This is a genomic window from Ochrobactrum teleogrylli, assembly GCF_037482325.1.
Lineage (GTDB): Bacteria > Pseudomonadota > Alphaproteobacteria > Rhizobiales > Rhizobiaceae > Brucella > Brucella teleogrylli.
Genome location: NZ_JBBHKQ010000001.1, coordinates 1,326,283 through 1,352,179 on the forward strand (window position 1 = coordinate 1,326,283; position 25,897 = coordinate 1,352,179).

The window sequence follows — 25,897 nt, forward strand, 5'->3', positions numbered from 1 at the left end:
CCTTTATGACGTGGCCTTCGCCGGGGCGGTTCTAAGCACGCGCCAGCCGAGAAGACTGAAGCCGATGGTCATCAGCGGATTGAGAATGTTGAAAAAGCAAAAGCCGAGATAGGCGGTGGTGCTGACCCCCAGCGCCGCAGCCATATAGGCGCCGCAACTGTTCCATGGGATCAGCGGAGACGTCACGGTTGCGCTGTCGCCAATCACGCGGGAAAGAAGTGCCGGTGCCAGTCCGCGATTGGCAAAAGCCTGCTTGAACATGCGCCCCGGCAGGGCAATGGAAATATACTGATCGGACGTGACGACATTCGACAGGACAGCGGTTCCTGCGACGGTCGAGATCAGACTGGCATCGGATTTCGCGCGATGGATCAACGGGTCGATCAGGCGATTGAGAATGCCTGCATGCTCGATCACCGCGCCAAAGGCGAGTGCTGTGATGATGAGCCAGATGGTCGTCATCATGCTCGCCATGCCACCCCGGCTGAGAATCATGTCGATATCGGGATCGCCGACGGAGCTCGTATAGCCGGTGGCAAGCGCCAGCCATGCGCCTTTCAATAGGGCGAGCGCACTGGGAAGTGCTGCATCATTGGCAAATGCGATCACCCGTTGTGGGTCCATGATGACGCCCTGGATAGCGCCTGCCAAAGCGCCGCTGAATATCGCCACGACCGGAGATACCCGCGCTACCGACAGCACGAAGACCAGCAGCAGGGGCAGGAAAGCCCAGAGCGAAACCTGAATCTGGCTGTCGATCTTTGTGAGAAGCGAGCTTGCGTCAAAATCGTTTTGCTCACCAAGAAAGCCGAACAGCACAATGGACAAAAGCAAAGCGGGGATCGAGGTCCAGAGGGATTCCCGGATGTGGTCGAATATTTCCGAACCGGCGGAGGCGGCCGCCAGATTGACCGTGTCGGAAAGCGGCGATGCCTTGTCGCCAAAATAAGCGCCGGAAATGACGGCGCCCGCTGTGATTGCGGGGGAAAGGTCCATATGAGCCGCGACACCCATAAGCCCGATGCCGATAGTGCCCGCGACGGTCCATGAACTGCCGATGCTGAAGGCCACCACCGCGCAGACAATGGTGGTCGTCGCGTAGAAATAATCGGGGTTGAGAAGCTTCAGCCCGTAATAGACCATGGACATGATCGTGCCGCTGAGCGCCCATGTGCCAATCAACGCGCCAACCGCCATCAGGATGAGAATGGCGGGCAAGCCGGTCGCGATCCCGTCAACAACGGCGGCGCGGACCGCGGCCCAGCTCGATCCGTTCTTATAGGCAACACCGGCGGCGATCAGCCCGCAGACCGCAAGGGCGATCTGGTTGGGGCCGGACGAGGCCGCATCACCAAACAGATAATAGGAAAGGGCGAGGAAAACGATAAGCGCAATACATGGAACAAGTGCATCCAGCATGGATGGAATATGACCGCCAGTGGTCGGCGCCGGTTCGTTTTCGCTCACCTTGTGGTCTCCCCTGATAGCGACTTTAGTAGATTAAACGCTGAAAACTCCGGTCTTCCCTCAAAGACCGGAGCTTCCAATATTTCATTCAATGCCAGGTCAGTTTTGAAAAGCCTGTACTGACAATGGTTCCTTTTTTGCCATCGACAATGCCGGGAATGTCGGCCAGCGCGCCGATGGCGGCGGATTTTCCGGTCGCCTTGGCAAAATTGCAGGCGGCATCCACCTTCGGTCCCATCGAACCTGCCGGAAACTGATAGTGCGAAAGGGATTCCGGCGTCGCTTCGTGGATGCCCTTTTGCGTCGGCTTACCCCAGTCGGTAAAGACCGCTTCGGCGTCGGTCGCCATGATGAAGAGGTCGGCGCCAAGTTCACGTGCGAGAAGCTCGCTCGCCAGATCCTTGTCGATGACGGCCTCCACGCCGCCAAGCGAGCGTTCCTTGCCTTTCTCATACATGGTGGGAATGCCGCCGCCGCCCGCGCAGATGAGAATGGTGTTCTTTTCAAGCAGCCATTTCAACGGGCGAATTTCGAAAATCCGCTTCGGAAGCGGCGAGGGCACAACCCGTCGCCACTTGTCGCCGTCCTGCTTGAAGGTCCAGCCTTTTTCGCCACGGATACGGTCGGCATCGTCCTTGGAATAGACCGGGCCGACGAACTTGGTCGGGTTTTGGAAGCCGGGATCATCGCCATCCACCTCAACCATGGTAAGGACGGTTGCGATGGGAATGTCGAATGGCAGAACATTGCCAAGTTCCTGTTCCAGCATATAGCCGATCATGCCTTCCGTCTGGGCGCCAAGCACGTCCAGCGGATAGGCTTCGTCGGGCTTGTAGGCGGCGCCCTGCAAGGCAAGCAACCCCACCTGCGGGCCATTGCCATGGGTGATAATGACCTGATGGTCTTTGGTGACCGGCGCGATGGCTTCGACAGCGGTGCGGATATTCCTGCGTTGCACTTCGGCTGTCATCGGCTCGCCGCGCCGCAAAAGGGCGTTGCCGCCCAATGCGATGACGATGCGCATTCTCAATCTCCAATCGTTGCCACAAGCAGGGCCTTGATGGTGTGCAGACGGTTCTCCGCCTGTTCGAATGCGATATTGGCGTGGGATTCGAACACTTCGTCAGTCACTTCAAGACCGTCCGTAATGCCAAACTGATCGGCAATCTGCTTGCCGACCACGGTTTCGGTATCGTGGAAGGCTGGCAGGCAATGCATGAACTTCACCTGCGGATTGCCTGCGGCTTTCATCAGCGCAGCATTGACCTGATAGGGCTTCAGCAGCTTGATGCGTTCGGCCCAGACTTCCTTCGCTTCGCCCATCGAGACCCAGACATCGGTGTGGATGAAGTCCACGTCCTTGACCGCCGCCTTGACGTCATCGGTGATGGTGACCTTTGCGCCCGATGCTGCGGCGAGGTCTTCTGCAATCTTGCGATATTCGTCAGCGGGCCACAGTTCCTTCGGCCCGCAGATGCGGACATCCATGCCCATCAGGCTGCCGACGATCAGAAGAGAATGACCCATATTGGACCGCGTGTCGCCCACATAGGCATATTTGATCTGGGGGATCGGCTTGTCGCTGTGTTCCCACATGGTCAGCACGTCGGCCAGCATCTGGGTTGGGTGATATTCATCGGTCAGGCCGTTATAGACCGGCACACCGGCATATTTGGCCAGCGTTTCAACACCGCTCTGCGATGAGCCGCGATATTCGATGGCGTCATACATACGCCCCAGCACACGCGCCGTGTCCTTGAAGGATTCCTTGTGGCCGATCTGCGATCCGGCGGGGTCAAGATAGGTGACATTGGCGCCCTGATCCGAACAGGCGACCTCGAAGGCGCAGCGGGTGCGTGTGGAGGTCTTTTCAAAGATGAGGCAGATTTCCTTGCCTGACAGGTGCTTTTGCTCGGTGCGGGCATATTTGGCGCGCTTCAGATCGCGCGCTAGATCGAGCAGGAAGCGGAATTCGCGTGGCGTGTAATCCTGCACCGTGAGGAGGGAACGATTGCGCAGATTAAAGCTCATGATACGTCTCCAAAACTATATTATGTTGCGATGGAAGTCCGGTTCTCAGACCGGATCGCGCCATATGGGGCAGGTCATGCAATGCCCGCCGCCCCGACCACGGCCAAGCTCGGAACCGCGAATGGTGATGACTTCAACGCCCGCCTTGCGCAGCAGCGTGTTTGTGTAGGTGTTGCGGTCGTAGGAAACCACCACGCCGGGCTCCAGCGCGACGACATTGTTGCCGTCGTCCCACTGTTCGCGCTCGGCTTCGTAGGCGTTGCCGCCAGTTGCCACCGAGCGCAGTTTCTTCAGTCCCAGCGCTTCCGCCGTCACTTCCAGCAGGTGCTTTGTTTCGGGACGAACGGCTATTTTTCCGTCGTCGCCCGGATAAATGCTGAAGCAGCGAATCTGGTCCACGACTTCGCCAAAAATCGTAACGAGGTCGCGGTCGCAGAAACTAAACACCGTATCGAGATGCATGGCCGCACGGCTTTTCGGCATCACACAGGCGATGACGCGGGTGGCGGCATTGGCGGCAAACAGCGCTTCCGCCACCTGACCGACAGCCTGATAAGTTGTGCGTTCGCCCATGCCGATCAGCACAACGCCATTGCCGATGGGCATGACATCGCCGCCTTCCATCGTGGCGTTGCCGTGGTCGGTGTCGAAATCGCCCCACCAGATTTTGAAATCGCCGTCCTTGAATTCCGGATGATATTTGTAGATGGCGCGCTGGATCAGCGTTTCCGGCTGACGGGCTGGCCAGAACATCGGGTTCACGGTCACGCCGCCGTAAATCCAGCAGGATGAGTCGCGCTGGAACAACGTGTTGGGGATCGGCGGAATAATGAATTCCGTACCGCCCAGCACGTCCAGCATCAGTTCCTTGCCCCATATGTCCGGCAGGTCGGAAACGGCCACGCCGCCGATGAGAAACTGGGCCAGGTTTTTCGATGGCAGTTCATCCAGCCAGGGGCGCATGGAATTGGCGACATTGCGCCCGATCTGATTAGGCAGAATACGCCGGTCGAGAACGAATTGGCGTGCTTCCTTGTCGTCCAGCGTTTCGGCGAGCAGGTCCTGCATTTCCAGAACCTCAACGCCGCGCTCCCGCATTTTGAGCACGAAATCGAAATGGTCCTTCTGGGCCTCGTGCACCCAGATCACGTCATCGAACAGAAGGTCATGGCAATTGGCTGGCGTCAGTCGTTGATGGGCGAGCGATGGGCTGCAAACCATCACTGTGCGTAGCTTGCCGACTTCCGAATGCACTCCAAATTGTCTCATCTCGATGCTCCTGTTTGAAAGGGTGATCTGGGCGGGAAGATTTTCCGGTAGCCGGCAAAAGATCGTTCCCGTGGATGAATGCGTTAGAATGGGGTGATAACTCCCGTCCACATCAGATAGATGGCGACGAGGGCGAGCAGGGTTATGCCTGCCGCGATCCAAACTTCATGTCCCTCAAAGATCGGTTCTCCATGTTCCTTGCGGGCTTTCGCGTAAACCAGAATGCCGGGTGCGAAGAGCACCGTGCACATCAGGAGAAAGCTTAGTCCCGCCGCGTAGACGAGCCAGACGCCGTAGAGCGTCGCTATCAGGCTCACCCACAGGTCTCGCCGTCGCGACTTGCTGTTGGCGCCATATGTCTCGCCGCTGAGCGCGAGTTTCAGTGCAAAAGCGCCGGAAAACACATAAGGCGGCAGAATGGCGACCGATGCGATGAAGTAGAAGAACTGGTAGGCGCTTTCGGAAAAATAGGTCAGCAGCAGGAAGAACTGAATCGCGAGGTTCGTTGCCCAGAGCGCATTGGCTGGCGACCCGTTCTTGTTCTCGACCGCAAACCACTTTGGAAATGTGCCGTCGCGACCGCAGGAAAATGGGATTTCCGCGCAGAGCAGGGTCCAGGACAGGAAAGCCCCACCCACTGAAATCAGAAGGCCGATATTGATGAGCAGCGCGCCCCAATGACCGACAAGCGGCTCGAAGACGCCTGCCATGGAGGGCACTTTCAACCCGGCGAGTTCCGGCTGGCTCATCAGCCCGGTCGAGAGCAGCGATACCAGCACATAGATGCCGAGTGCGCCGAGAAAGCCGATCACGGTCGCGCGGCCCACATCCTTGCGGTTGGCGGCGCGGGCCGAATAGACGCTGGCGCCTTCAATGCCGATGAACACCCACAGCGTCACCAGCATCGTGCTTTTGATCTGGTGCGTAATGCTGCCAAGTGTGGCTTCCTCACCACGGCCCCAGAAATTGAAGGTGAACTTGTCCCAATGGAAAGCAACGATGGCGATCAGGATGAACAGCATCAGCGGCACAAGTTTGGCTATCGTCGTGACGATATTGACGAATGACGCCTGCTTGATGCCGTAGAGGACAAGCGTATGGATCAGCCAAAGGCAGATTGACGCGCCGATGATTGATGGCAGGTTGGAACCGTCGCCGAAAACTGGGAAAAAGAACGACAAGGCCGAGAAGATCGCCACCGCATAGGCAACATTGCCGAGAAAGGCGCTGAGCCAGTATCCCCAGGCGCTGTTGAAGCCGATAAACGATCCGAAACCGGCCTTAGCATAGGCGTAAGGTCCGGCATCGAGATCGGGACGACGATTGGCGAGCGACTGATAGACGCGCGCCAGCATCAACATGCCGATGCCGGTGATGATCCAGCCGATAATGATTGCGCCCGGCGATGCCGCGCGAGACATATCCGATGGCAGATTGAAGACGCCGCCGCCGATCATCGATCCCAACACAAGCGCAATCAAAGGAAACAATGTCAGTTTGTGCGGCTCTTTTTCTGCCGTGACTTGCCCACTCTGCGTATCGGCCATGCAATTCTCCAATCGTGCGCGATTATGAGCATGAAACGAAATTTCACAGACAATGATGTGATCGCTAATCTCACGTCATTGATCAAGATCAATGGTATAATTATTATTTATCAAATGCATAGATGCGGGTTTAGTAAGTGATATTAGCGTAAATAAAATAAAGTCAATAATTTTTTAAATTAAAATAGATCGAATAGACCTAGTTTTGCTGTTAATCAGTTAAACATATTCAAAAATATTTCTCGTACTGCGCAGGATGCTTGATATATATTTAAATTACGCAAAACTCCTTGGACGCCAATGGCAGTTAAGCCATGCGCCGGTTGTGGTGGATCAATCTCTCTTTTTTAAAGAGCCGATGAGCCGCGAAGCGGTCCCGGCTCATTCTTCAATAAGGTTTGTTTTTCATGCGATCCCCGCGATACGCATTTGATCTACACCGCGACCAGATCCAAAGTTCGCTATTAAGCAAACGATAAATCAGGCCAAGCTAACGGAGAGCTATGGCAGAGCTGGATTTTATCAATATGGTTTTCTTTAAAAAATTCCGGTGGTGCCGCGTTTCAAGGCCGGCCGCGCAAATGGGTTGCGCAGAGCGCCCACATTGCGGGGATGGCCGCCAGCGCAAGGGCGCCGACGATGGAAAAGAAGACGCCATAGCCGAAATACTGGGCGGCATAACCCGCCGCCACACCGCCCGCCATGCTGATCAGCGCATCCATGCATTGGAACAGCGTGAAATCCACTCCTGCCTGGCGCGGGTCAGACCACAGCATAAATTGCGCATAAAGCGCAACGAAACCCAGCGCTACCACACCGGATGAGCTGATAATCGCAACCGCGATCAATTGCACGCTGGCGGTCTTGTCGCCGGCATGTATGGCGAAAAACAGGAAGCACAGAGCCTGAAGCAAGAGCGCTACAGCCAGTATCTTGCGCATGCCGAAGGCGCGCACCAGACCGCCACCGGCAAGTGCTGCGGCAAGGCCGACAAACATGCTTCCGGCGCCGTTCAGCAATCCGACGGTGGTGAGGTCGAGACCGCTATCGATCAGGAAGGGTCCAAGCATTGCGAGCCCCGCCTTCTGTGCGATGACATAGACCGCTGCCGCCGCCAGTCCGCGCCGGATATCACGCCGCCGCAGTGCTGCCGCCAGCGACGGCACATGCGGGCGTGTTTCCGCGACAGAACCTTTGCGGGCGAAAAGCGCGAAGGGCAGGCCGAGCAGCACGAGGATCAGCGCCATTGTCCAGATGGCGATACGCCAGCCGAATGCACCGACGAGAACGAGAAACAATCCGGCGCCGATCGCCGAACCGAGATAGGCGCCGCCGACCTGTGCGGCATTGCCCCAACCGTAATTGTCTTCCGACAGGCTTTGCACGGCATAACCGTCGCAGGCGATATCGACGGTGGCCGTTGCAAAGGCGATCAGCATCAATATGCCGAGAAGCGGATAGATCTGTGATGGGTCGATAAGCCCGATGATCAGGAGGCCGATGACCGAGACAGCGCCGCCGCCCAGAATGATGGTTGCCGTTCGGGCGGCGCCGCTATGCGGCAGCCGGAAACGTTCCACTGCGGGCGCCCAGAGAAATTTGAGCGCCCATGGCAGTATGATCAGCGAAACGAGGCCGATGCGGTCGAGCGGCACGCCGCTGTCGCGCATGATGGCAGGCAAGCCTGACCAAGTGATGCCGCCAATGACGCTTTGCGCCACATAGAGCCCGCTGATCGTCAGGAACACGCGGGCTGGCGCGACGGTCGGTGACGGCTGGTCGGCCTGTTTCTGCATCGACGTCATCAGAAGCGATAGCGCAGGCTGCCGAATATCTGGCGGCCTTCCTGCTGGTAGCAATAGCCAGCGGTGCAGACCGGATCGCGATTGTCGAAGATGTTCTTCGCATTCACTTGCAGCTGCATGCCGTCGAGCTTCGGATTGCGATAGCTGAAGTCATAGGACAGCGCCGCATCCACCATGACACGCGAGTCGTTCTTGAAGGTGTTTTCGTCATCGCCATAGCTGGAGCTGACATAGCGCACACCGGAGCCAAAACCGAGGCCAGCCAGCACGCCGTTCTCGATCTTGTAATTGCCCCACAGCGACAGCACGTCATTGGGCGTGCCGGAAAGCTCGTTGCCTTCCGTACCTTCGGTGCCGCCTTCGATCTTCACGCGCAGATGGGTGTAGGACGCGATGATGCCGAGACCGTTATCGAGCGTGGCATTGGCTTCCAGTTCGAAGCCACGCGAGTTGAGATCGAGCTGGCGCTGCTTATTGCGATCTGCCGAGGCGACGAGGACGACACCGTCTTCCTGATCGATATCGAAGAAAGCGGCGCTCACTACGGCATTATAGCCGGGGATTTCGTATTTGACGCCGATTTCCTTTTGCGTGGCGATGGTCGGCTTGGCGACATGTTTGTCGTCGCTGGCGATATCGTCATAGACGAAGCCGATATTGGGCGAGAACGAGGTGGAATAGTTCACATAGGGGATGAAGCCCCATTCCGTCTTGTAGGCTGCGCCGACGCGACCGGAGAAGGCGCTGTCCTTCTGTTCGCTTTCCGAATAATCCACATCGGTGGTGTTGGTTTTCACCCAGTCATAACGGCCGCTGCCGAACAGGGTGAAATTATCCCATTCGATCTGGTCATGGGCATAAATGCCGACCTGATTCATCTTCTGCCCGCCATAATAGGGCACGTCCTGGGCCCGCATGTCCTCGACGGACACATAGGACAGGCCGCTATAGGCGTTATAATCCGACCAGCCATAATCGATGCCAGCAATGGCCTTATGGGTCATCGGGCCGGTGTCGAAATCGAACTGCGCCATCGTATCGACGACAAAATTCTTCATCCGCTCGGTGTAATGGCCCCAGTAGCGTGACAGGTCTGTGCTGCCTGCTGTCGTGTAATGGCCGCTATATTCGAGATCGGCATCGACATCGCTGTAACGCAGGTTCTGGCGGATGGTCAGCAGGTCGTTGAAGCGATGTTCGAACTCATAGCCGATGCGGCCCTGGTTCTGAACGAAGTCGTTATAGGCAGGGTCGCCCTCATAAATATCCGAAACCTCGCCATAGGACGGATTGTAGAAGGCCGCCGTTCCACCGGTCTTGGAGCGGGAAAACTCGCTTAGAACCGTGAATTTCGTGTCTTCGTCCGGCTTCAGCGTGAAGGCTGGCGCGATGTAATATTTGTCGTCGGGATAGCCGGGCAGTTCGGTATCGCTTATGCGGCCAAGGCCGGTGATGCGATAGAGGAAGGTCTTCTCGTCATTGGCGGGGCCGGATACGTCGAAGGCAGCCTGATACCGATTATGGTTGCCGAACAGCAGTTCCACTTCGCGGAAATCTTCGTCCTTCGGGCGCTTGGTGACGACATTGACGATGCCGCCGGGGCCGCTGACGCCATAGAGCGACGAGGCCGGGCCTTTCAGCACCGTGATACCTTCAATGCCGTAAGGTTCCGCCTTCAGCCATGCGGAAGGGCCGTTCATGACGCGGAGGCCGTCGCGGAACATGCCGTTATAATAAGCGGGAAAGCCGCGCAGGTAGAACGCGTCATAGCGCGTATCGAAACCGTAATTGTTCGGATTGGCGCTTGCCGTATAGCTCAGCGCATCGTTGAGCGTGTTCGGCTTCTGGTCTTCCATCTGGCGCTGCGTGATGACGGAAATCGACTGCGGAATCCGGGCGATTTCCGTGTCGATCTTGGTGCCGTCGCGATCCTTCTTGGCGACATAGCCATCCTGCACCAGCGTATCGTTGCTCTGCGACTCGATGGTCACGGTGTTGAGCACCAGAGGCTGCGAGGCGTCCTGCGCAAAAACGATGGCGGTGGAGGCGAGAAGGGTGGAACTGGCGAGTGCAAAGCGTAGCGGGAGGCGGAGAGCAGGAGTCGGCATGGATGTCCCTCGAACAACGATCTTGCGTCGCTCGGCTCCCCCGATCCGGCGATGCAAATTTGAGTATGAGACTCCACTATAAAATTGACTCTAAAAGTCAACTATAAGCAGTTCATTAAATTAGCCCTCAATGATATTGCGCTGCGGCTTGCGATTTTTCTGCAACAGAGGGGCGCAGCGGCGCACCCTTTGGCGTCAGCGATTGCGGAATTGCGGCGGGGCGCTTTTCGGCACTGGGAGTGATGCTGATGAAGCTGACTGCCCCGGAACAGCGGGTTTGTGTATCAGGCTGAAAGCGCTTTGAGGGCAGGTTGAGCCCTCAAAGCATGAGCGGGACGCTTATCGCGCCAGACCTGCATCCTTCAGGAACTTGACCGATGGCATGATCTTGTTCTTGTCGCGCAGTTCGAGGATCAGGCGCGGATTGCTTTCGAGTTCAGCCAGAGCCGCGAAAACGCCATGCCAGCGGATGGTGCCTTCGCCGATGCCCCAATGACGATCCGCATGGCCGTCCGCGTCCTGCAAATGAACATGCTGCAGGCGGTTGCTCGCACGACGGATGAAGTAATCGACCGGATGCGCGCCCAGCGAACCATAGGTGAAATGGGCATGGCCGGTATCGACCGAAACCGCAACCGACGACGACTGGAAGCTATCTGCAAGCAGGCAGCGGGCATCGGTGTCGATATCCTCGATATTTTCGATCACCAGCGTGCAGCCGATTTCTTCGGCGCGGTTGACGACCGGCGCCAGCGTTTCATGGGCGTAGTCGATGATCTGCTGGCCGCTTTCGACAAAATTGTCGAGATTGTTATAGGTCCAGAAATTATAAGGGCTGTGGATCACCATCTGCGTGGCGCCGATGAATTCGCAAACCTCCAGTCCCTGAAGATAGCGCTGGGTGACGATCTTGCGAATGTCTTCGTCCTGATTGGAGAAGTTGAGACCCCAGAATGGACCATGAATGCCAAGACGGCCCTTATAGCCGTCGAGCAGGGTCTTGATGCGGCTTGCAGGCGTCTTCCAGTCGGCTTTCAGGAGAGCGACATGGACAAAATCCTGTATCTCCAGATCGCGGTTTTCCGACAGGATGAAATCGAGATTTTCTTCGAGATAGGACAGCGGCACGGCTGCGCCGAGAAGCGGCAGGTCGGACATAATAAATTTCCTGGATTGACCGGATGGCATGGGATGAAAAGCGGTTCTGCCTCGCCTCCGGACTAAAGTGCAGGCAGAACCGTTATTGTATCGACTTTCAGGCTGCGGCTTCAGCCAGCGCCAGACGCGACGCGATCACCAGATCGGGGCTGTCGGAGGTGATGTAGGCAACATCGCGCTCCATCCAGCGGTCGATCAGCGCGCGGTCGTTGAGCGTCCAGACGCCAAGGCGGTCATTGGGAAACAGCGACGTGATGCGGTCGAATTCGGCTTCGAACAATTCGTGATGCACGCCGACATAACGGACCAGAGGTTCCACGCTGCGGAAGAAATTTTCCAGCCCGCCATTGCGTTCCACCCATTGCGCGTTGAGCGAAATCAGCCGGTCGATTTCTGGCGCAACTTCCGCACAGCGTTCGACGACACTGCGGTCGAAGGAGTGCAGCACCACATGGTCGCCAATATTGCGGGCGCGGATGATTTCGACGGCCTTTTCCACGAGACCTTCATAGGGCTTACCGTCGGCATCGGATTTTAGCTCGATATAGAGATGCACGTCCGGGCGCGTTGCGAGAACGTCCAGCACTTCCTCAAAGGTCGGGATGTGATCGCTTGTGACGGTGCCCTGTTCGTTTTTCAGTCGGACAGCACGGCGACCGGCATCGTCGAGCGCGCGCACATTGCCGGAACCGGTGGTGGTGCGGTCGAGCGATGCGTCATGAATGACGAGTATCTGCCCCGCATCGCTCAGGTGAAGATCGAACTCGACGCTGTCGATTTCGAGAGCCAGAACGTTGCGAAAGCCGGTGAGCGAGTTTTCCGCCCACAGATTGCGCGCGCCGCGATGGGCCATGATCTTTTTCATGTCTGTATGTCCTATTGAACGGTTGGGTCGAGCTTGTCGCGAAGCCAGTCCCCGAGAAGAGAAATCGAAAGTGTGGTGAGAACGATCACCAGCGCCGGAGCCAGCATTATCCATGGCGCGCGTGTCAGATATTCGCGCGCGAACCCGACCATGTTGCCGAGCGATGATTCCGGCGGCTGAACGCCGAGACCAAGGAAGGAAAGGCCGGATTCCATCAGGATGATTTCCGGGAATGTCAGCGTCATGGACACGATCAGCGTCGAGGCGACATTGGGCAGGATGTGGCGGAAATAAACGCGCAACGGCGTTGCGCCAAGCTGCACCACGGCGCTGGCATAGCCCTGCGCTCCGGCGGAAATGGCAAGGCCGCGCGCGATGCGGGCATAACGTTCCCAGCCGTAGAAACCCATCAGACCGATCAGCAGCGGCATGGAATTGCCGAAGAAGGCGAGCACTGCAAGTGCCAGAACCATAAAGGGCAGGGCGGCCTGAAAATCGGCCAGCATCAACACGATATGTTCGACCCAGCCGCGAAAGCGGGCGGCAAGAAAACCCAGCAAGGTGCCGAAGACGGCAGAAAGGATCGTCGCACCAAAGGCGATAACCAGCGACACGCGGATCGACTGGATCAGCCGCGAATAGACATCGCGGCCCAACTCGTCGGTGCCGAGCCAGTGTCCCGGTGATCCCACCGGAACAAGCCGCGCCATCAGGTCCATCTTGGTGATGGAATAGGGCCGCAGATAATCCGCGAAGATCACGACGAACAGCATCAGCGCGAGCCAGAAACAGGCAAAGGCGACGCTCATCGGCATGGAGGTGCGTAGGCGAGTGATGAGCGCGGGCGCCTTGACGGCGGGGGCAGGGATAAGGGCGGTATCGGTCATGGCCTTCCTCAATGCGCGGCTTTGGTGCGCAGGCGCGGGTCGAGAACGCCATAGAGCACATCGACAACGAGATTGGAGATCACCATGCAGCTCGCGATAATCAGCAGCAGGCATTGCACCACGGCGAGGTCGCGATTGGCGACTGAGACCACCAGAAGGCGACCAATGCCGGGCCATGAGAAGATGGTTTCGACCACCACCGCCCCGGCGATGAGCGCGCCCACCATGAAGCCCACGATGGTGACAATCGGCACGGACGCATTGGGCAAAGCGTGTTTCCACACCACATCGCTCCAGCTGATGCCTTTGGCCGATGCCGTGCGGATATAAGGCTGTCCCAGCACTTCGATCATGGCCGAGCGTGAGAAGCGTGCCAGAACGGCCGTCCCGCCAATGGCGATGGTGAGGGTTGGCAGAATACCGTGAACCCACGTATCGCTGCCGCCGGACGGCAATACGCCGAGCTGTACCGAGAAGATCAGCACCAGCACGAGGCCAAGCACGAAAGATGGCACGGTGAAGCCGAGGATCGACAGGGTGATGACGCCACGGTCAGCGATGCCCTGACGGTGCAGCGCGGCATAGACACCTGCCGGAATGCCGAGGCAAAGCTTGATGATCAGCGCCGGAATGGTGATCTGGAGCGTGGCAGGCACACGTTGCAGCACGAGATCGATAGCCGGTGCCTTGTCGCGCATCGAGATGCCGAAATCGAAGCTCAATATGCCTTTGAGATAGGACAGATATTGCAGCCAGATGGGATCATCGAGGCCCCAAGCCTTGCGGAAGGCATCGATGGATTCCTGCGGCGCATCGGGACCAAGCATGATCTGCGCCGGATCGCCAGACAGGCGCAGCACCACGAAGGCAAAGGTCATCACCAGAAAGACGGTGATCAGCGCACGGATGAGGCGGGAGGCGATGAAAGTAAGCATGGGTGCCTCACGCAGCACTTTTTGCTGGCTCAACGAAGTGACAAGCCGTGCGCCGGTCAAAGCCGGTCGATTCCAGATCGGGCATCGTTGTCGGGCATTGAAAGCCCGCCACCGGACACCGGGGATGAAACACGCAGCCGCTCGGGCGGTTTGCGGGGTTTGGCGGTTCACCTTTGAGGATCATGCGCTGGTTGAATTTCTTGCCCGGAATGGGAACCGAAGACACCAGCGCCTTCGTATAGGGGTGCTGCGGTGTTTCGAAAATCACGCCCGAGCTGGCCTCTTCAACGATCTTGCCAAGATACATGACGGCGACGCGGTCGCAGATGTTGCGCACGACTTTCAGGTCGTGGCTGATGAACACCATGGCGATGCCGTGTTTTTCTTGCAGGTCGCGCAGCAGATTGACCACCTGCGCCTGAATGGAAACATCAAGTGCGGAAACCGGCTCGTCGCAGACAAGCAGCCTTGGGCTGGTCGCAAGGGCGCGGGCGATGATGACGCGCTGGCGCTGGCCGCCGGATAGTTCATGCGGATAGCGTTCGCCCTGATCGCGGCGCAGTCCAACGGATTGCATCAGCTCGCCGACACGTTCTTTGAGTTCCGCGCCGGAGGCGATCCCGTGAATTTGCAGCGGTTCGCCGATCTGTGTCGCGATCGGCAGGCGGCGATCTAGTGCCGCCAGCGGGTCCTGAAAAACAAGCTGCATTTGCGCGCGAAGTTTGCGCCAGTCGGCTGTGTGACGGCGGGGCAATGGCTTGCCGTCGAACAGAACCTGACCTTCGGTGGCGTCGTCTATGCCGAGCAGCATGCGTCCAAGCGTGGACTTGCCGCAGCCGGATTCGCCGACAATGCCAAGCGTTTCGCCCGGCTGGACACGCAGGCTGACACCATCCACCGCCTTGACCGGATCGGCCTTTTTGAAAAGGCCGTCGCTTCGGTAAACCCGAACCAGATTGTTTGCTTCAAGCAGGAAACTCATGCCAAAGCCCCTTCCGTCGGGATAGTACGGCTGTAATAGAGATGCGATGTCGCGCTTTCGCTATGGGGGTGGAAACAGGCCACCTTCTGGCCGTTGCGCATCTGCAAATCGGGAATTGCGCTCGTGCATGCTTCGCTGGTTTGCGAACAGCGGGGCGCGAAGGCGCAGCCTATCGGCAGATTGCGCGGGTCGGGTACAGTGCCGGGAATGGCGCGTAGGCGCTCACGTCCGCCGTCGAGGCGCGGGATGGCTTCGAACAAGCCGCGCGTATAGGGATGCTGCGGCCTGTCGAACAATTCGACGGTCGGGCCGCTTTCAACGATGCGCCCGGCATACATGACGCAGACGCGTTCGCAAATCTGGCTGACCGCGCCGAGATCATGGCTGATGAAAACCACCGCCATGCCGGTTTCGCGGCGAATCTGATCCAGAAGATCAAGGATCTGCGCCTGAATGGTCACATCGAGCGCGGTGGTCGGCTCGTCGGCGATGAGTACATCGGGCTGACCAGCCAGCGCGATGGCGATCATCAGCCGCTGGCACTGCCCGCCGGAAAATTCGTGCGGATAGAGATTGAAGCGACGGGCCGCATCGGGAATGCCGACGCGTTCCATCAGCTGGATGGCTTCGCTGCGCGCTGCCGTGTCTTTCAGTCCGCGATGTAGCGCCAGCGATTCAACGATCTGATGGCCGACTTTCTTAACGGGATTGAGTGACGAACTCGGGTCCTGAAAGATCATGGCGATGCGCCCGCCGCGAACGCTTTCCTTGACGGAGCGGGCGGAGCCGACCAGTTCCTGACCGTCGACCTTAACCGAACCTGACACAGAAGCCTTGCCGGGGAGAAGCCCAAGCGCGGCAAGCCAGGTTACGGATTTTCCGCAGCCGGATTCTCCGACGAGGCCGAGCGTCTCGCCACGGTCTACATCGAGATCGATCCCGTGCAGAACCTGCACGCCGCTGAAAGAGACCTTCAAGTCCCGGATGGAGACGAATGCCACGGGCGGCACCTTTTCATTGAGAGTAAGAAGGCTGGCATAGTGAAATGCCAGCCTTGGTCAGTGGATCAGACGTTCCAGTTGGTGGAACGGAAATCCATCGCGAATGCCGGTGCGGCTTTCCAGTTCAGTTCCTTCTTCATGCCGGTGAAGACGGCATTCTGATGCAGAATATTGTAGGCCGGGTCTTCCCGCTCGCAGATTTCCAGTATGCGCTTGATAGCCTTCTTGCGCTGGTCGCGGTCGGTGGATGTTTCCATGATGACCGACAGCTTGTTGACCTCGTCGTTCGACCAGTCCTTCTTCTGCTGCGCTTCGCCATTCGGGCCGAACTGGACCACCAACGGGGTGATCGGATCGTTGATGTTGTTGGATGCCGACCAGTCGCGAACGCCCTTGACGCCTTCCGGGTCGTGAACCTGCGCCCAGTTTTCCTTCATCTCGATTTCGACGTTGAGGCCCACCTGCTTCCACATTTCCACCAGAACCTGCGCCGTCGGAGTCTGGTTGGTGTAGTAGTTGTTCAGCAGACGGTAGGGGATGGCGTCGCCCTTATAGTTGGCCTGCTTCAGCAGATCGCGTGCCAGTTCCGGGTCGAATTTCGGCGGCTGCCAGTCGTCGATGAACATATCGGAGGTGCGGAAGCTCTCAAACTGCATGCCAGCCGGTACGACCGTCTGTCCGGCCCACAGCGCATCCACAATCGCCTGACGATCGATCGAATGGGTCATGGCGCGGCGCACGAGCGGATTGCGCAGGATTTCGTTCTGCGTGTTGAAAACCGTGATGCGGTGGTTCCAGATGGTCGAGCTCTGGATTTCGAGGCCCGGATTGGCAGTAACCGTGCTGATCTGGTCTGGCGGCAGGTCGCAGGCAAAATCATACTGGCCGGAGATAAGGCCGTTCACGCGGCTTGCAACTTCCGGCACTTCGACAAAGCGGATCTGCTGCAGCGGCGGCTGGCCACCCCAATATTCGTCATGGGCTTCAAGAACGAGTTCTACATCCGGCTTATAATCGGCAACCTTGTAAGGGCCGGTGGTGACCGGCTTGCGCGCCCATTCGGCATAAGACTTGGATTCATCCCAGGCGCGCTTGTTGGCGATCTGCGAGCCGAAGGCATAGAGGCGGCCTTCCAGCGTCACATCCGGCGTCGCATTGTGGAAACGGACGGTATATTTGTCGACCGCTTCGACACCGCGCAGCGCAGGCCAGAGACGGCGCGAAATGCCCGGAATGGCGGCGGGCAATTCCTTAGCCGTCTGCGGTTTGAAATTGGCTTCGTAAAGCGTCTTGCCGCCAGCAGGCTCGGTGCCTGCAAAAAGGCGCTCGTCGGAGAAGGAGAAGACCACGTCTTCGGCGGTCAGCTCATCGCCATTGTGAAATTTCACGCCCTGACGCAGCTTCAGTTCGATGGTCTTGTCGTCCAGACGCTTCCATTCCGTGGCAAGGCCCGGAACCGGACCCTGATTGCCCATCCAGTCGCGCAAGATCAGGCCTTCCCACAGGTTCGGGAAGAACACGCGCTCGCCGACATTCGATTGTTCATTCCAGATATCGAGCGTGTTGTTGTTGGTGATCTTCTGAACCGCGACGGTGACCGAGCGGCGCTGATTGGCGCGGACGATCCCCGGCATGATGAACGTGCCAGCGGCAGCGCCCATGAGACCCAAAGCGTGACGACGGTTGATAAGCATGTTTTCCCCGTTCCGTAGCGGCCACGGAAATCCGCTGGCCAGACTAAAACTGAGGGCGGGGAATAGGCCTCAAATGTAACAGGCTTTTCTCAGTTTATTGAAGCTTTCTTGACGCTGTTGTGTGTATGTCAATACAAAAGCATATATATCTAGTTGTATATCGAATTTATTGCTTATTTATACGTGTGAAATCTTTTGTTGCAGGATAGCGATTTATCGGGCCGCACATGGCCATGCTAAATTTTTTTCATCCCCGCTTTCCGCCGATCATGACCTGCCGTACCTTTCGCCTGCAATCTGATTTGATCCGCGGGGTGTGCAAGCAGTGTTGACGTCCATCGATACCGGCAATCTGGAAAAACTCGCCTCGCAGCGCGTCAATGGCGTTGGCGGGCTGACCGTCCATTTCAAGGATGGGCGGTCCCGCATTTCCCGGCTTTATCAGGAAGGCGCGGCCAAAATCCGCATGCCGCAAGTGGCGCGTGACCCGCTGGAAGCGATCCTGATCAACACCTCCGGCGGACTGACCGGCGGAGACCGGCTGCGCTGGGATGTGGAATTGCAGGAAGGTGCTTCCGCCGTCATCACAACGCAGGCCTGCGAGCGCATTTATCGCTCCGGCGGCGGCGATGCGCGCATCGCTACACGCATCAAGGCTGCAAAAGGCACGCGTCTTGCATGGCTCCCGCAGGAAACCATTTTGTTCAACCGTTCCGCGCTGTCGCGGGGGCTGGATGTCGAGATGGAGGAAGGCGCGGACGTGCTGCTGGTGGAGGCGACTGTTTTCGGGCGGCTCGCCATGGGTGAGGCGGTCGAACAGGCATCGTTCAGTGATCGCTGGCGGGTGCGGCTTGGCGGGCGTCTGGTTCATGCGGAAGAGTTCCGCCTTGGGCCTGATATTGCCGCTGAATTGCGGGCGAGAGCGGTTGCCGATGGCGGGCTTGCCGTTGCCACGGTGCTGCTGGTTTCGGATCAGGCCGAACGGCAACTGGGGGCCGCACGCGCGATCATCGGCGAAGAGGGCGGCGCCAGCATCTGGCAGGTCGGCGGCGCCTCGAAGCTCATGGCGCGGCTTTATGCGCCGGACAGTTATGCCTTGCGCAAGCGCCTTGTTCCTTTGCTGGCGCTGCTCAATGGAAAGGCAGGACTGCCCAAAGTTTGGTCAATTTGAATTCGCGGCCATCGTGTCGCTTTTGGTGAGAAGGGTCGAAACAAGTCATGAATTTGACGCCCAGAGAAAAAGACAAGCTGTTGATTGCCATGGCGGCGATGGTTGCCCGCCGCCGTCTGGAACGCGGTGTGAAGCTCAATCATCCGGAAGCCATCGCCTTGATCAGCGATTTTGTTGTTGAAGGCGCGCGTGACGGACGCACCGTCGCCGATCTGATGGAAGCAGGCGCGCATGTCATCAGCCGCGAACAGGTGATGGCGGGCGTTGCCGAGATGATCCACGACATTCAGGTCGAAGCGACATTTCCCGATGGCACCAAGCTTGTCACGGTACATGAGCCGATCCGCTGATTTTGAAATCTAATTTTTGAAAAGGTGCACGATGAAGAAGATGACGGTCCTGATGGCAGCAGCGTTTGCGCTTATCGCAAACCCTGCCTTTGCCCACCTCAATCCCGCCGAACACGGCTCGTTTGCCGCCGGTTTCTCGCATCCGTTTTTCGGTGCGGATCATATTCTGGCGATGGTCGCCATCGGTCTCTGGGCGGCGATGCTGGGCGGGCGCGCGCTTTTCATCGTGCCTGCGGCTTTTGTCGGCGTCATGCTTCTGGGCTTCATGGCGGCGCTTCTCGGTATGCCGCTGCCATTCGTCGAGCCGGTCATTCTGGCCTCGGTGGTCGTGCTTGGTTTTCTCGTTGCACTGGCGCTGCCGGTCTCGCCGCTTGTCGGCGCGGTGATTGCGGGCTTCTTCGCTTTTTTTCATGGTCATGCGCATGGCGGTGAAATCGGCGCTGCGACCTTCTTCAGTTATGCGGCAGGCTTTGCGCTGGCGACGGCTCTGCTCCACGCAGCGGGTATCGCGTTTGGTCTTGGCATCGGGCGTCTGGAGTCGGGCCCGAGCGGACGCCTCGCCCTGCGGGTTGCCGGTGGCGCGACCGCGCTCGGCGGACTGATGCTGATCGCTGGTTGAGGTGCACCATGATACCCGGCGAAATCTTCACAGTTGATGGCGAAATAGAGCTCAATGCGGGGCAGCCCACGATCACGATCAAGGTTGCCAATACCGGCGACCGGCCGATCCAGGTTGGCAGCCATTATCATTTCTACGAGGCGAATGCGGCACTTGCATTCGACCGCGAGAAGGCACGCGGTTGCAGGCTCGATATAGCGGCGGGAACCGCCGTGCGTTTCGAGCCGGGACAGGAACGCGACGTGACGCTGGTTCCGCTTGGCGGCAAGCGTGAGGTCTATGGGTTCCGCCAGAAAATCATGGGTAAGCTTTAATTCAGAGCCCGAGCACATCCCGAAAAGTGTGAAACGGTTTTCGGACGAGATGTGCGTCAAAACAAAGAGCGCCGACGGAGAATTTCATGCCAGCTAAAATCAGTCGCGCCACCTATGCGCAGATGTTCGGCCCCACCACCGGCGACAAGCTTCGCCTTGCCGATACGGAACTTATCATCGAGGTCGAACACGATCTCACCACCTATGGCGAGGAGGTCAAGTTCGGCGGCGGCAAGGTTATCCGTGACGGGATGGGCCAGAGCCAGCTCCCGCGGGCGCAAGGGGCGGTCGACACGGTCATCACCAATGCGCTCATTCTGGATCACACCGGCATCTACAAGGCAGATATCGGGTTGCGCGACGGGCGCATTGCAGGCATCGGCAAAGCAGGCAATCCTGATACGCAGCCGGGTGTCACGATCATTATCGGCCCGGGCACCGAAATCATTGCGGGCGAGGGCAAGATCGTCACGGCGGGCGGCATCGATTCGCATATTCACTTTATCTCGCCGCAACAGGTGGATGAGGCGCTGAATGCCGGCATCACCTGTATGGTGGGCGGCGGCACCGGCCCCGCGCATGGCACGCTGGCGACAACCTGCACGCCCGGACCGTGGCATATTGCGCGGCTGATCGAGTCCTTCGACGGCATGGCGATGAATTTCGGCGTCTTCGGCAAAGGCAATGCCTCATTGCCGGGCGCGCTGGAGGAAATGGTGCTGGCAGGGGCTTGCGGCCTCAAGCTGCATGAAGATTGGGGCACGACGCCTGCGGCTATCGACAATTGCCTTTCCGTGGCCGACCATTTCGACGTGCAGGTGGCGATCCACACCGATACGCTCAATGAAAGCGGCTTTGTGGAAGACACGCTGAATGCTTTCAAGGGACGCACCATCCACTCCTTCCACACCGAAGGTGCGGGCGGCGGCCACGCGCCGGATATTATCCGCGTCTGCCAATATCCCAATGTTCTGCCCGCATCGACCAACCCGACGCGGCCTTATACGATCAATACGGTGGCCGAGCATCTCGACATGCTGATGGTCTGTCATCACCTCTCCCCCGCCATTCCCGAAGATATCGCCTTTGCCGAAAGCCGCATCCGCAAGGAGACCATCGCGGCGGAAGATATTCTGCACGACATGGGCGCGTTTTCGATCATCTCGTCCGACAGTCAGGCCATGGGCCGGGTGGGCGAAATGATCATCCGCTGTTGGCAGACGGCGGACAAGATGAAGCGCCAGCGCGGCAGTCTGCCCGATGACAGACCGGGCAATGACAATTACCGCGCCCGACGCTATGTGGCGAAATATACCATCAATCCGGCCATCGCCCATGGCATGTCGCATGAGATCGGCTCGATTGAAGTTGGAAAGCGCGCCGATCTGGTGTTGTGGAACCCGGCTTTCTTCGGCGTAAAGCCGGATATGGTGCTGCTGGGCGGCTGGATCGCAACGGCTCCGATGGGCGATCCCAATGGGTCTATCCCCACGCCGCAGCCGATGCATTATCGCCCGATGTTCGGTTCTTTTGGCAAGGCGCGCACCAATACCTCGATCACCTTTGTTTCGCAGGCGGCAATCGACGGTGGGCTGCGTGAGAAAATTGGAGTGGACAAGCAGATGGCTGCGGTCATCAATACGCGTGGCGGCATTGGCAAGCAGTCGATGATCCTCAACAATGCGATGCCGCAAATGGAAGTCGACCCGGAAACCTATGAAGTGCGCGCCGATGGCGAGCTTCTGACATGCGAACCGGTTGACGTGGTGCCGATGGCGCAGCGCTATTTCCTGTTCTGAGATTTGAGGTGGAACATGTTTCGAGCAACAAACATCATCCGCGCGCATGAAGTGATCGACGCTGTTCCGGCGGCGCATGCCGTGCTGGAGCGTGACGAACGCCATCTGCGCCGCAAGGCTATCACGCTCGATAGCGGCGAGAAGGTGCTTGCCGATTTTCCAGAGCCGGTGGTGCTGGAACATGGCGACCGGATTGTTCTCGACGACGGGCGGGAGATCGAGATCCGCGCCGCCAGCGAAGAGCTTTACGAAATCCACGGTCGCGACCAGCTCCATATCGCTGAGCTTGCATGGCATATCGGCAACCGGCATTTGGCGGCGCAGATTGATGCGGACCGCATCTTCATTCTGCGTGACCATGTGATCAAGGCGATGCTGGAAGGTCTGGGCGCAACCGTGACCGATGTGGTGGCGATTTTCAGCCCGTTGCGCGGCGCTTATTCAGGTGGCCATTCGCATCATGACCTCGGCGGGCATAGTCACGGACATGACCACGCACATGGTCACGATCACGGCCACGATCATGACCATCACCACCACCATCACGACTGACCCCAACACCGCCCTCCTGCGGCTGATGGCGTGGCTGTCGCCGGTGTTCCCGGTCGGCTCGTTCAGCTATAGCCACGGGCTGGAGCAGGCGGTGCATGATGGCTTCGTCACCGATGCGGACGCATTGAAGGACTGGCTGCGCTGGCTCGTTACACGCGGTTCCGGCTGGAATGATGCGGTCTTATGCGCTGAAAGCTGGCGGCGGGCGATGGCGGGCGAGAATTTGCGCGAAGTGGCCGATCTGGCGGAGGCGCTGGCCGGTTCGCGGGAACGGCACATGGAAACCACGTTACAAGGCGGTGCCTTCCTGTCGGCGGCGCGCAGCTGGCCATCTCCAGTCTTCGATCAACTGCCGGGCGATAGCGCCTATCCTGTGGCCGTCGGGGCCGTGGCCGCCGCGCATGGCGTTCCGCTCGGCTCGACGCTTGCAGCCTTCTTGCAGGCTTTCTGCATCAATCTGTTGCAGGCATCGATCCGCCTGTCGGTAACAGGGCAAAGCGGCGTGACCACCACCATGGCGGCGCTGGAAACCACGCTTGCGGAAACCGCCAAGCGCGCCGGACAGTCTGGTCTGGACGGTCTTGGCTCGGCGACATTTATCGCCGACATTATGGCCATGAAACACGAAACACAGCATTCGAGGCTTTTTCGCTCATGACACAGAAAAACGGACCACTCAGAATTGGTATCGGTGGGCCGGTTGGCTCCGGCAAGACGACGCTGACCGAAAAGCTCTGCAAGGCGCTGCGCGACAGATATTCGGTCGCCGTCATCACCAACGATATCTACACGCAGGAAGACGCCTATATTCTGGCGCGCCACCAGGCGCTGTCCGAGGACCGCATCATGGGCGTGGAAACCGGCGGTTGTCCTCATACGGCAATTCGTGAGGATGCGTCGATCAACCTGCAGGCCATCGCCGAAATGAACCGGCGCTTCCCTGATCTGGATATCGTGTTCATCGAATCCGGCGGCGATAATCTGGCGGCGACCTTCTCGCCCGATCTGGCTGATTTGACGCTCTATGTGATCTCGGTCTGTCAGGGTGAGGAAATCCCCCGCAAGGGTGGGCCGGGCATCACGCGGTCGGATTTTCTGGTCATCAACAAGAGCGACCTTGCACCCTATGTCCGCGTCGATTTGGAGGTGATGGAAGGTGACGCGGCACGCATGCGCGGCAAGCGTCCGTTCGGCTTTACCGATCTGCATCGCGGCGAGGGTGTGCAGGCGGTGATCGATTTCATCGTCGAAAATGGCGGGCTGGATATTCGCGCCGCCTGATAAACGGCGTTTCGTTAATTCCGAACCAGCGGCGTATCCTCATCGAACAGGTCGGAGAGGTTGTGCAGCGGGTCGTTGAGCGACCGCTTGCGGATGGTCAGCAACGTATTCAGCCCGTTTGCAATGCGCCTTGCATAGCCGAGATCGTTGAGAAGCGAGCTCAGCTGCAAGCCGCTGACTTTTTCCTGCCTGTTCGCTTCGAAAAGCTTCGCGCCGAAATCCCGCTCGAAGTCTTTGACCTTCTCGGTAAAAGTCTGCTGGTGGATATCCCAATTGTCGCTTGCTGCGTCGGCGCGGCTCAAAACGCGCACTTCATGCAGCACATTGACCAGATGTTCGCGCAGCTCGACATAGGCGTCGCGCACGGGTGAATTGGTCTGCCGGAGATAGAAACCGAGATTCTTCTGGAGATGCTTGGCATCCTTGACGATTTCCGCCATTTGCAGCGCGATGATCTGGGCGGTCATCCAGAAATTCTGCTGGTCCTTGTCATTCCCCGGATCGACCTTGCCGATGAAACTCAAAATGTCACCATAGACGCCTTTGATGTAGAGCCGGTAGAGCAGGTCGGCATCGACATAATCGGCATCGGGCGCGGCGCGCATAACGGCGTCGTCATGCTTGGCACGGTTGATCTCGCTGATCGGCAGATAAAGCGCGTGGCAGATCACCTCCACACTCAAGCGTCCGAGATGCTGCAATTCATGCACAAGCGCCAGAGCCGCCGTTTCCGGCGAGCTGAGCGCCGTCTTGTCGAGATAACGGGCGCGCAGCGCATTGTCCGGCAGGTCCGGTGTGCCCGCCGGGATGAGAACGCGCGGTTCCGGCCTGTCGGGCAGCATACGTTCGAGAAACCGCGTGAAGGGAACCAGTGCGGGCCAGAAGATCAACACGCCTAGAATGTTGAATTCGCTGTTGAAGATCGCAAGCTGGATGAGCTGGTTGTCGCCGACGCCCATTGCCTCCGACAGCCACACGGCAAGGCGAACAAGCACCCCCATCAGGACAAGTGAAATGCACGCGGTGACGACATTGAAAATCACATGCGCCAGCGCCAGCCTTTGGCCGCTGCGGTTGCCACCGAGCGCACCGGCAATGCCGGTGGTGACACTGCTGCCGACATTGGCCCCGATGGCAATCGCCGCCGATTGCCAGAGATCGACCTGCCCGAGACCAAGTGCTGCCAGCGTCAGCATCAGGGTCGCATGGGTTGATTGCAGCAGCAGGGTCAACACAAGGCCGATGCCAGCGAAAATGACCTGACCAAGCCAGCCATCGATCCTGTATTGCGCGAGATCGAAATTCTCGGTGACAACGGAAAAGCCCTGCTTGATGCCGTCAATGCCGAGAAAGATGAAGGCGATGCCGAGCAGAATGCGCCCGATGGCCTTGATCTTCGGCCCGAAGAAACTCGCCAACACGCCGAACACCATCAGCGGCAGCGCCAGCGACGACAGGCTGAAATTCTGCCCGGCCAGCGACAGCAGCCATATGCCGGTTGCGGAACCAAGATTTGCGCCGAAGATGATGGATATGCCCGCGGCCAGTGAAATCAGGCCGGTGGTGATGAAGGCGATGGTCATCAGCGAAACGAGCGTGCTCGATTGCATCACCGTCGCGCCGACCAGCCCGACCAGCAGACTTTTCCACGAGGTCGAGGTGCCGCGCGCCAGCATGCGCTCCAGTGCGCTGCCTGCCAGATTGCGCAAGCCGTCTTCAAGGCACTGCATCCCAAACAGGAAGATTGCAAGTCCGGCGCAGAGCGTCAACCAGCTTTCGTTGAGCCAGAAACTATAGCCGAGGACGGCGACCAGTATCAGGCCAAGAAAGCGCGCCGCCTTCTGCCCCATTCCATTCTCCGACGACACAAGCGCTGCCATGGTTGCTGTCTTTGTTTCCTTCGTGCGGGGGATGTTTTGGGATTGCAATCAGTCGGTCAGATTTTTCGCGCCTTCGGATGAAGTATTGCTTGATGATAAGCAGCTCGTTCTGAAAGCGCTATCCGGAAATTTCGATCCGGGAAATCTGTTTGCTATGGGCACCCTGCCGGAGTGAAATTCGT

24 protein-coding genes are annotated in these 25,897 nt (G+C 58.4%); 9 read left to right on the forward strand and 15 right to left on the reverse strand.

The window, feature by feature from the left end:
- Window positions 1–3 precede the first annotated feature (3 nt).
- From WIX40_RS06120 to WIX40_RS06185, 14 genes are all read right to left on the reverse strand, one after another.
- Window positions 4–1,467 carry a Na+/H+ antiporter NhaC family protein gene (locus WIX40_RS06120; RefSeq protein WP_209446017.1) on the reverse strand — a complete coding sequence of 488 codons (1,464 nt, stop codon included), beginning with the start codon at window positions 1,465–1,467 and terminating at the stop codon, window positions 4–6.
- Window positions 1,468–1,555: 88 nt separating this feature from the next.
- Complete coding sequence (arcC, locus tag WIX40_RS06125; protein WP_109366956.1) at window positions 1,556–2,491, reverse strand: carbamate kinase; 936 nt, start codon at window positions 2,489–2,491, stop codon at window positions 1,556–1,558.
- A gap of 2 nt (window positions 2,492–2,493) precedes the next feature.
- The gene (locus WIX40_RS06130) at window positions 2,494–3,498 is read right to left on the reverse strand and encodes an ornithine carbamoyltransferase (RefSeq protein ID WP_140024722.1); all 1,005 of its coding nucleotides are present in this window, start codon (window positions 3,496–3,498) and stop codon (window positions 2,494–2,496) included.
- 45 nt (window positions 3,499–3,543) lie between these two features.
- On the reverse strand, window positions 3,544–4,767 hold the full coding sequence (arcA, locus tag WIX40_RS06135; protein ID WP_109366958.1) for an arginine deiminase: 1,224 nt from the start codon (window positions 4,765–4,767) through the stop codon (window positions 3,544–3,546).
- Window positions 4,768–4,850: 83 nt separating this feature from the next.
- A complete protein-coding gene (arcD, locus tag WIX40_RS06140; RefSeq protein WP_109366959.1) occupies window positions 4,851–6,314 on the reverse strand; it encodes an arginine-ornithine antiporter in 1,464 nt (487 codons plus the stop codon).
- Between the two features lie 563 nt (window positions 6,315–6,877).
- On the reverse strand, window positions 6,878–8,119 hold the full coding sequence (locus tag WIX40_RS06145; protein ID WP_371831099.1) for an MFS transporter: 1,242 nt from the start codon (window positions 8,117–8,119) through the stop codon (window positions 6,878–6,880).
- On the reverse strand, window positions 8,119–10,227 hold the full coding sequence (locus WIX40_RS06150; protein ID WP_339439226.1) for a TonB-dependent siderophore receptor: 2,109 nt from the start codon (window positions 10,225–10,227) through the stop codon (window positions 8,119–8,121). Before WIX40_RS06150 ends, WIX40_RS06145 begins: the two co-directional genes overlap by 1 nt.
- Window positions 10,228–10,566: 339 nt before the next feature.
- Entirely contained in the window at window positions 10,567–11,385 is an 819-nt protein-coding gene (locus WIX40_RS06155; RefSeq protein ID WP_339439228.1) for a sugar phosphate isomerase/epimerase family protein, read from the reverse strand.
- Between the two features lie 97 nt (window positions 11,386–11,482).
- A complete protein-coding gene (locus WIX40_RS06160; protein WP_140024724.1) occupies window positions 11,483–12,250 on the reverse strand; it encodes a glycerophosphodiester phosphodiesterase family protein in 768 nt (255 codons plus the stop codon).
- Window positions 12,251–12,261: 11 nt separating this feature from the next.
- Window positions 12,262–13,137 carry an ABC transporter permease gene (locus tag WIX40_RS06165; protein ID WP_171318032.1) on the reverse strand — a complete coding sequence of 292 codons (876 nt, stop codon included), beginning with the start codon at window positions 13,135–13,137 and terminating at the stop codon, window positions 12,262–12,264.
- Between the two features lie 8 nt (window positions 13,138–13,145).
- Window positions 13,146–14,072: an ABC transporter permease gene (locus WIX40_RS06170; RefSeq protein ID WP_339439232.1), complete on the reverse strand. Its 927-nt coding sequence runs from the start codon at window positions 14,070–14,072 to the stop codon at window positions 13,146–13,148.
- A 7-nt stretch (window positions 14,073–14,079) separates the two neighbouring features.
- Entirely contained in the window at window positions 14,080–15,054 is a 975-nt protein-coding gene (locus WIX40_RS06175) for an ABC transporter ATP-binding protein (protein WP_339439234.1), read from the reverse strand.
- The gene (locus WIX40_RS06180; RefSeq protein ID WP_339439236.1) at window positions 15,051–16,055 is read right to left on the reverse strand and encodes an ABC transporter ATP-binding protein; all 1,005 of its coding nucleotides are present in this window, start codon (window positions 16,053–16,055) and stop codon (window positions 15,051–15,053) included. Before WIX40_RS06180 ends, WIX40_RS06175 begins: the two co-directional genes overlap by 4 nt.
- A 65-nt stretch (window positions 16,056–16,120) precedes the next feature.
- Window positions 16,121–17,749 (reverse strand): ABC transporter substrate-binding protein, encoded by a 1,629-nt coding sequence (locus WIX40_RS06185; protein ID WP_339439238.1) that lies wholly within the window; start codon window positions 17,747–17,749, stop codon window positions 16,121–16,123.
- Window positions 17,750–18,077: 328 nt separating this feature from the next.
- On the opposite strand from WIX40_RS06185, the gene WIX40_RS06190 reads away from it, so the two are divergent.
- The 8 genes from WIX40_RS06190 (at window position 18,078) to ureG (ending at window position 23,835) form a co-directional block, all read left to right on the forward strand.
- Window positions 18,078–18,920: an urease accessory protein UreD gene (locus WIX40_RS06190; protein WP_339440956.1), complete on the forward strand. Its 843-nt coding sequence runs from the start codon at window positions 18,078–18,080 to the stop codon at window positions 18,918–18,920.
- A 47-nt stretch (window positions 18,921–18,967) separates the two neighbouring features.
- Window positions 18,968–19,270, forward strand: coding sequence for an urease subunit gamma (locus WIX40_RS06195; protein ID WP_109366969.1), 303 nt, complete (start codon window positions 18,968–18,970; stop codon window positions 19,268–19,270).
- 31 nt (window positions 19,271–19,301) lie between these two features.
- Window positions 19,302–19,889, forward strand: a complete 588-nt coding sequence (locus WIX40_RS06200; protein WP_339439240.1) for a HupE/UreJ family protein — start codon at window positions 19,302–19,304, stop codon at window positions 19,887–19,889.
- Window positions 19,890–19,897: 8 nt separating this feature from the next.
- Window positions 19,898–20,203 carry an urease subunit beta gene (locus WIX40_RS06205; RefSeq protein ID WP_109366971.1) on the forward strand — a complete coding sequence of 102 codons (306 nt, stop codon included), beginning with the start codon at window positions 19,898–19,900 and terminating at the stop codon, window positions 20,201–20,203.
- An 86-nt stretch (window positions 20,204–20,289) separates the two neighbouring features.
- Window positions 20,290–22,002, forward strand: a complete 1,713-nt coding sequence (gene ureC / locus WIX40_RS06210; RefSeq protein WP_109366972.1) for an urease subunit alpha — start codon at window positions 20,290–20,292, stop codon at window positions 22,000–22,002.
- 15 nt (window positions 22,003–22,017) lie between these two features.
- Window positions 22,018–22,554: an urease accessory protein UreE gene (gene ureE / locus WIX40_RS06215; protein ID WP_339439242.1), complete on the forward strand. Its 537-nt coding sequence runs from the start codon at window positions 22,018–22,020 to the stop codon at window positions 22,552–22,554.
- A complete protein-coding gene (locus WIX40_RS06220; RefSeq protein WP_339440958.1) occupies window positions 22,526–23,212 on the forward strand; it encodes an urease accessory protein UreF in 687 nt (228 codons plus the stop codon). The genes ureE and WIX40_RS06220 overlap by 29 nt, the downstream gene beginning before the upstream one ends.
- On the forward strand, window positions 23,209–23,835 hold the full coding sequence (ureG, locus tag WIX40_RS06225) for an urease accessory protein UreG (protein WP_339439243.1): 627 nt from the start codon (window positions 23,209–23,211) through the stop codon (window positions 23,833–23,835). Before WIX40_RS06220 ends, ureG begins: the two co-directional genes overlap by 4 nt.
- A 14-nt stretch (window positions 23,836–23,849) precedes the next feature.
- Here ureG and WIX40_RS06230 read toward each other — a convergent pair whose 3' ends face one another.
- Window positions 23,850–25,685, reverse strand: a complete 1,836-nt coding sequence (locus tag WIX40_RS06230) for a Na/Pi cotransporter family protein (RefSeq protein ID WP_339439244.1) — start codon at window positions 25,683–25,685, stop codon at window positions 23,850–23,852.
- A 28-nt stretch (window positions 25,686–25,713) separates the two neighbouring features.
- On the opposite strand from WIX40_RS06230, the gene WIX40_RS06235 reads away from it, so the two are divergent.
- On the forward strand, window positions 25,714–25,890 hold the full coding sequence (locus tag WIX40_RS06235; protein WP_171318042.1) for a hypothetical protein: 177 nt from the start codon (window positions 25,714–25,716) through the stop codon (window positions 25,888–25,890).
- The last annotated feature ends 7 nt before the right edge of the window (window positions 25,891–25,897 follow it).

Bases quoted from the DNA above. Each gene is read 5' to 3' on its own strand.
- arcD (WP_109366959.1), bottom strand. From the start codon at position 6,314: ATGGCCGATACGCAGAGTGGGCAAGTCACGGCAGAAAAAGAGCCGCAC.
- ureC (WP_109366972.1), top strand. From the start codon at position 20,290: ATGCCAGCTAAAATCAGTCGCGCCACCTATGCGCAGATGTTCGGCCCC.
- ureE (WP_339439242.1), top strand. From the start codon at position 22,018: ATGTTTCGAGCAACAAACATCATCCGCGCGCATGAAGTGATCGACGCT.
- WIX40_RS06220 (WP_339440958.1), top strand. From the start codon at position 22,526: ATGACCATCACCACCACCATCACGACTGACCCCAACACCGCCCTCCTG.
- arcC (WP_109366956.1), bottom strand. From the start codon at position 2,491: ATGCGCATCGTCATCGCATTGGGCGGCAACGCCCTTTTGCGGCGCGGC.
- WIX40_RS06170 (WP_339439232.1), bottom strand. From the start codon at position 14,072: ATGCTTACTTTCATCGCCTCCCGCCTCATCCGTGCGCTGATCACCGTC.
- WIX40_RS06165 (WP_171318032.1), bottom strand. From the start codon at position 13,137: ATGACCGATACCGCCCTTATCCCTGCCCCCGCCGTCAAGGCGCCCGCG.
- WIX40_RS06195 (WP_109366969.1), top strand. From the start codon at position 18,968: ATGAATTTGACGCCCAGAGAAAAAGACAAGCTGTTGATTGCCATGGCG.
- ureG (WP_339439243.1), top strand. From the start codon at position 23,209: ATGACACAGAAAAACGGACCACTCAGAATTGGTATCGGTGGGCCGGTT.
- WIX40_RS06175 (WP_339439234.1), bottom strand. From the start codon at position 15,054: ATGAGTTTCCTGCTTGAAGCAAACAATCTGGTTCGGGTTTACCGAAGC.
- WIX40_RS06155 (WP_339439228.1), bottom strand. From the start codon at position 11,385: ATGTCCGACCTGCCGCTTCTCGGCGCAGCCGTGCCGCTGTCCTATCTC.
- WIX40_RS06200 (WP_339439240.1), top strand. From the start codon at position 19,302: ATGAAGAAGATGACGGTCCTGATGGCAGCAGCGTTTGCGCTTATCGCA.
- WIX40_RS06185 (WP_339439238.1), bottom strand. From the start codon at position 17,749: ATGCTTATCAACCGTCGTCACGCTTTGGGTCTCATGGGCGCTGCCGCT.
- WIX40_RS06230 (WP_339439244.1), bottom strand. From the start codon at position 25,685: ATGGGGCAGAAGGCGGCGCGCTTTCTTGGCCTGATACTGGTCGCCGTC.
- WIX40_RS06235 (WP_171318042.1), top strand. From the start codon at position 25,714: ATGGTTGCTGTCTTTGTTTCCTTCGTGCGGGGGATGTTTTGGGATTGC.
- WIX40_RS06205 (WP_109366971.1), top strand. From the start codon at position 19,898: ATGATACCCGGCGAAATCTTCACAGTTGATGGCGAAATAGAGCTCAAT.
- WIX40_RS06160 (WP_140024724.1), bottom strand. From the start codon at position 12,250: ATGAAAAAGATCATGGCCCATCGCGGCGCGCGCAATCTGTGGGCGGAA.
- arcA (WP_109366958.1), bottom strand. From the start codon at position 4,767: ATGAGACAATTTGGAGTGCATTCGGAAGTCGGCAAGCTACGCACAGTG.
- WIX40_RS06130 (WP_140024722.1), bottom strand. From the start codon at position 3,498: ATGAGCTTTAATCTGCGCAATCGTTCCCTCCTCACGGTGCAGGATTAC.
- WIX40_RS06145 (WP_371831099.1), bottom strand. From the start codon at position 8,119: ATGACGTCGATGCAGAAACAGGCCGACCAGCCGTCACCGACCGTCGCG.
- WIX40_RS06150 (WP_339439226.1), bottom strand. From the start codon at position 10,227: ATGCCGACTCCTGCTCTCCGCCTCCCGCTACGCTTTGCACTCGCCAGT.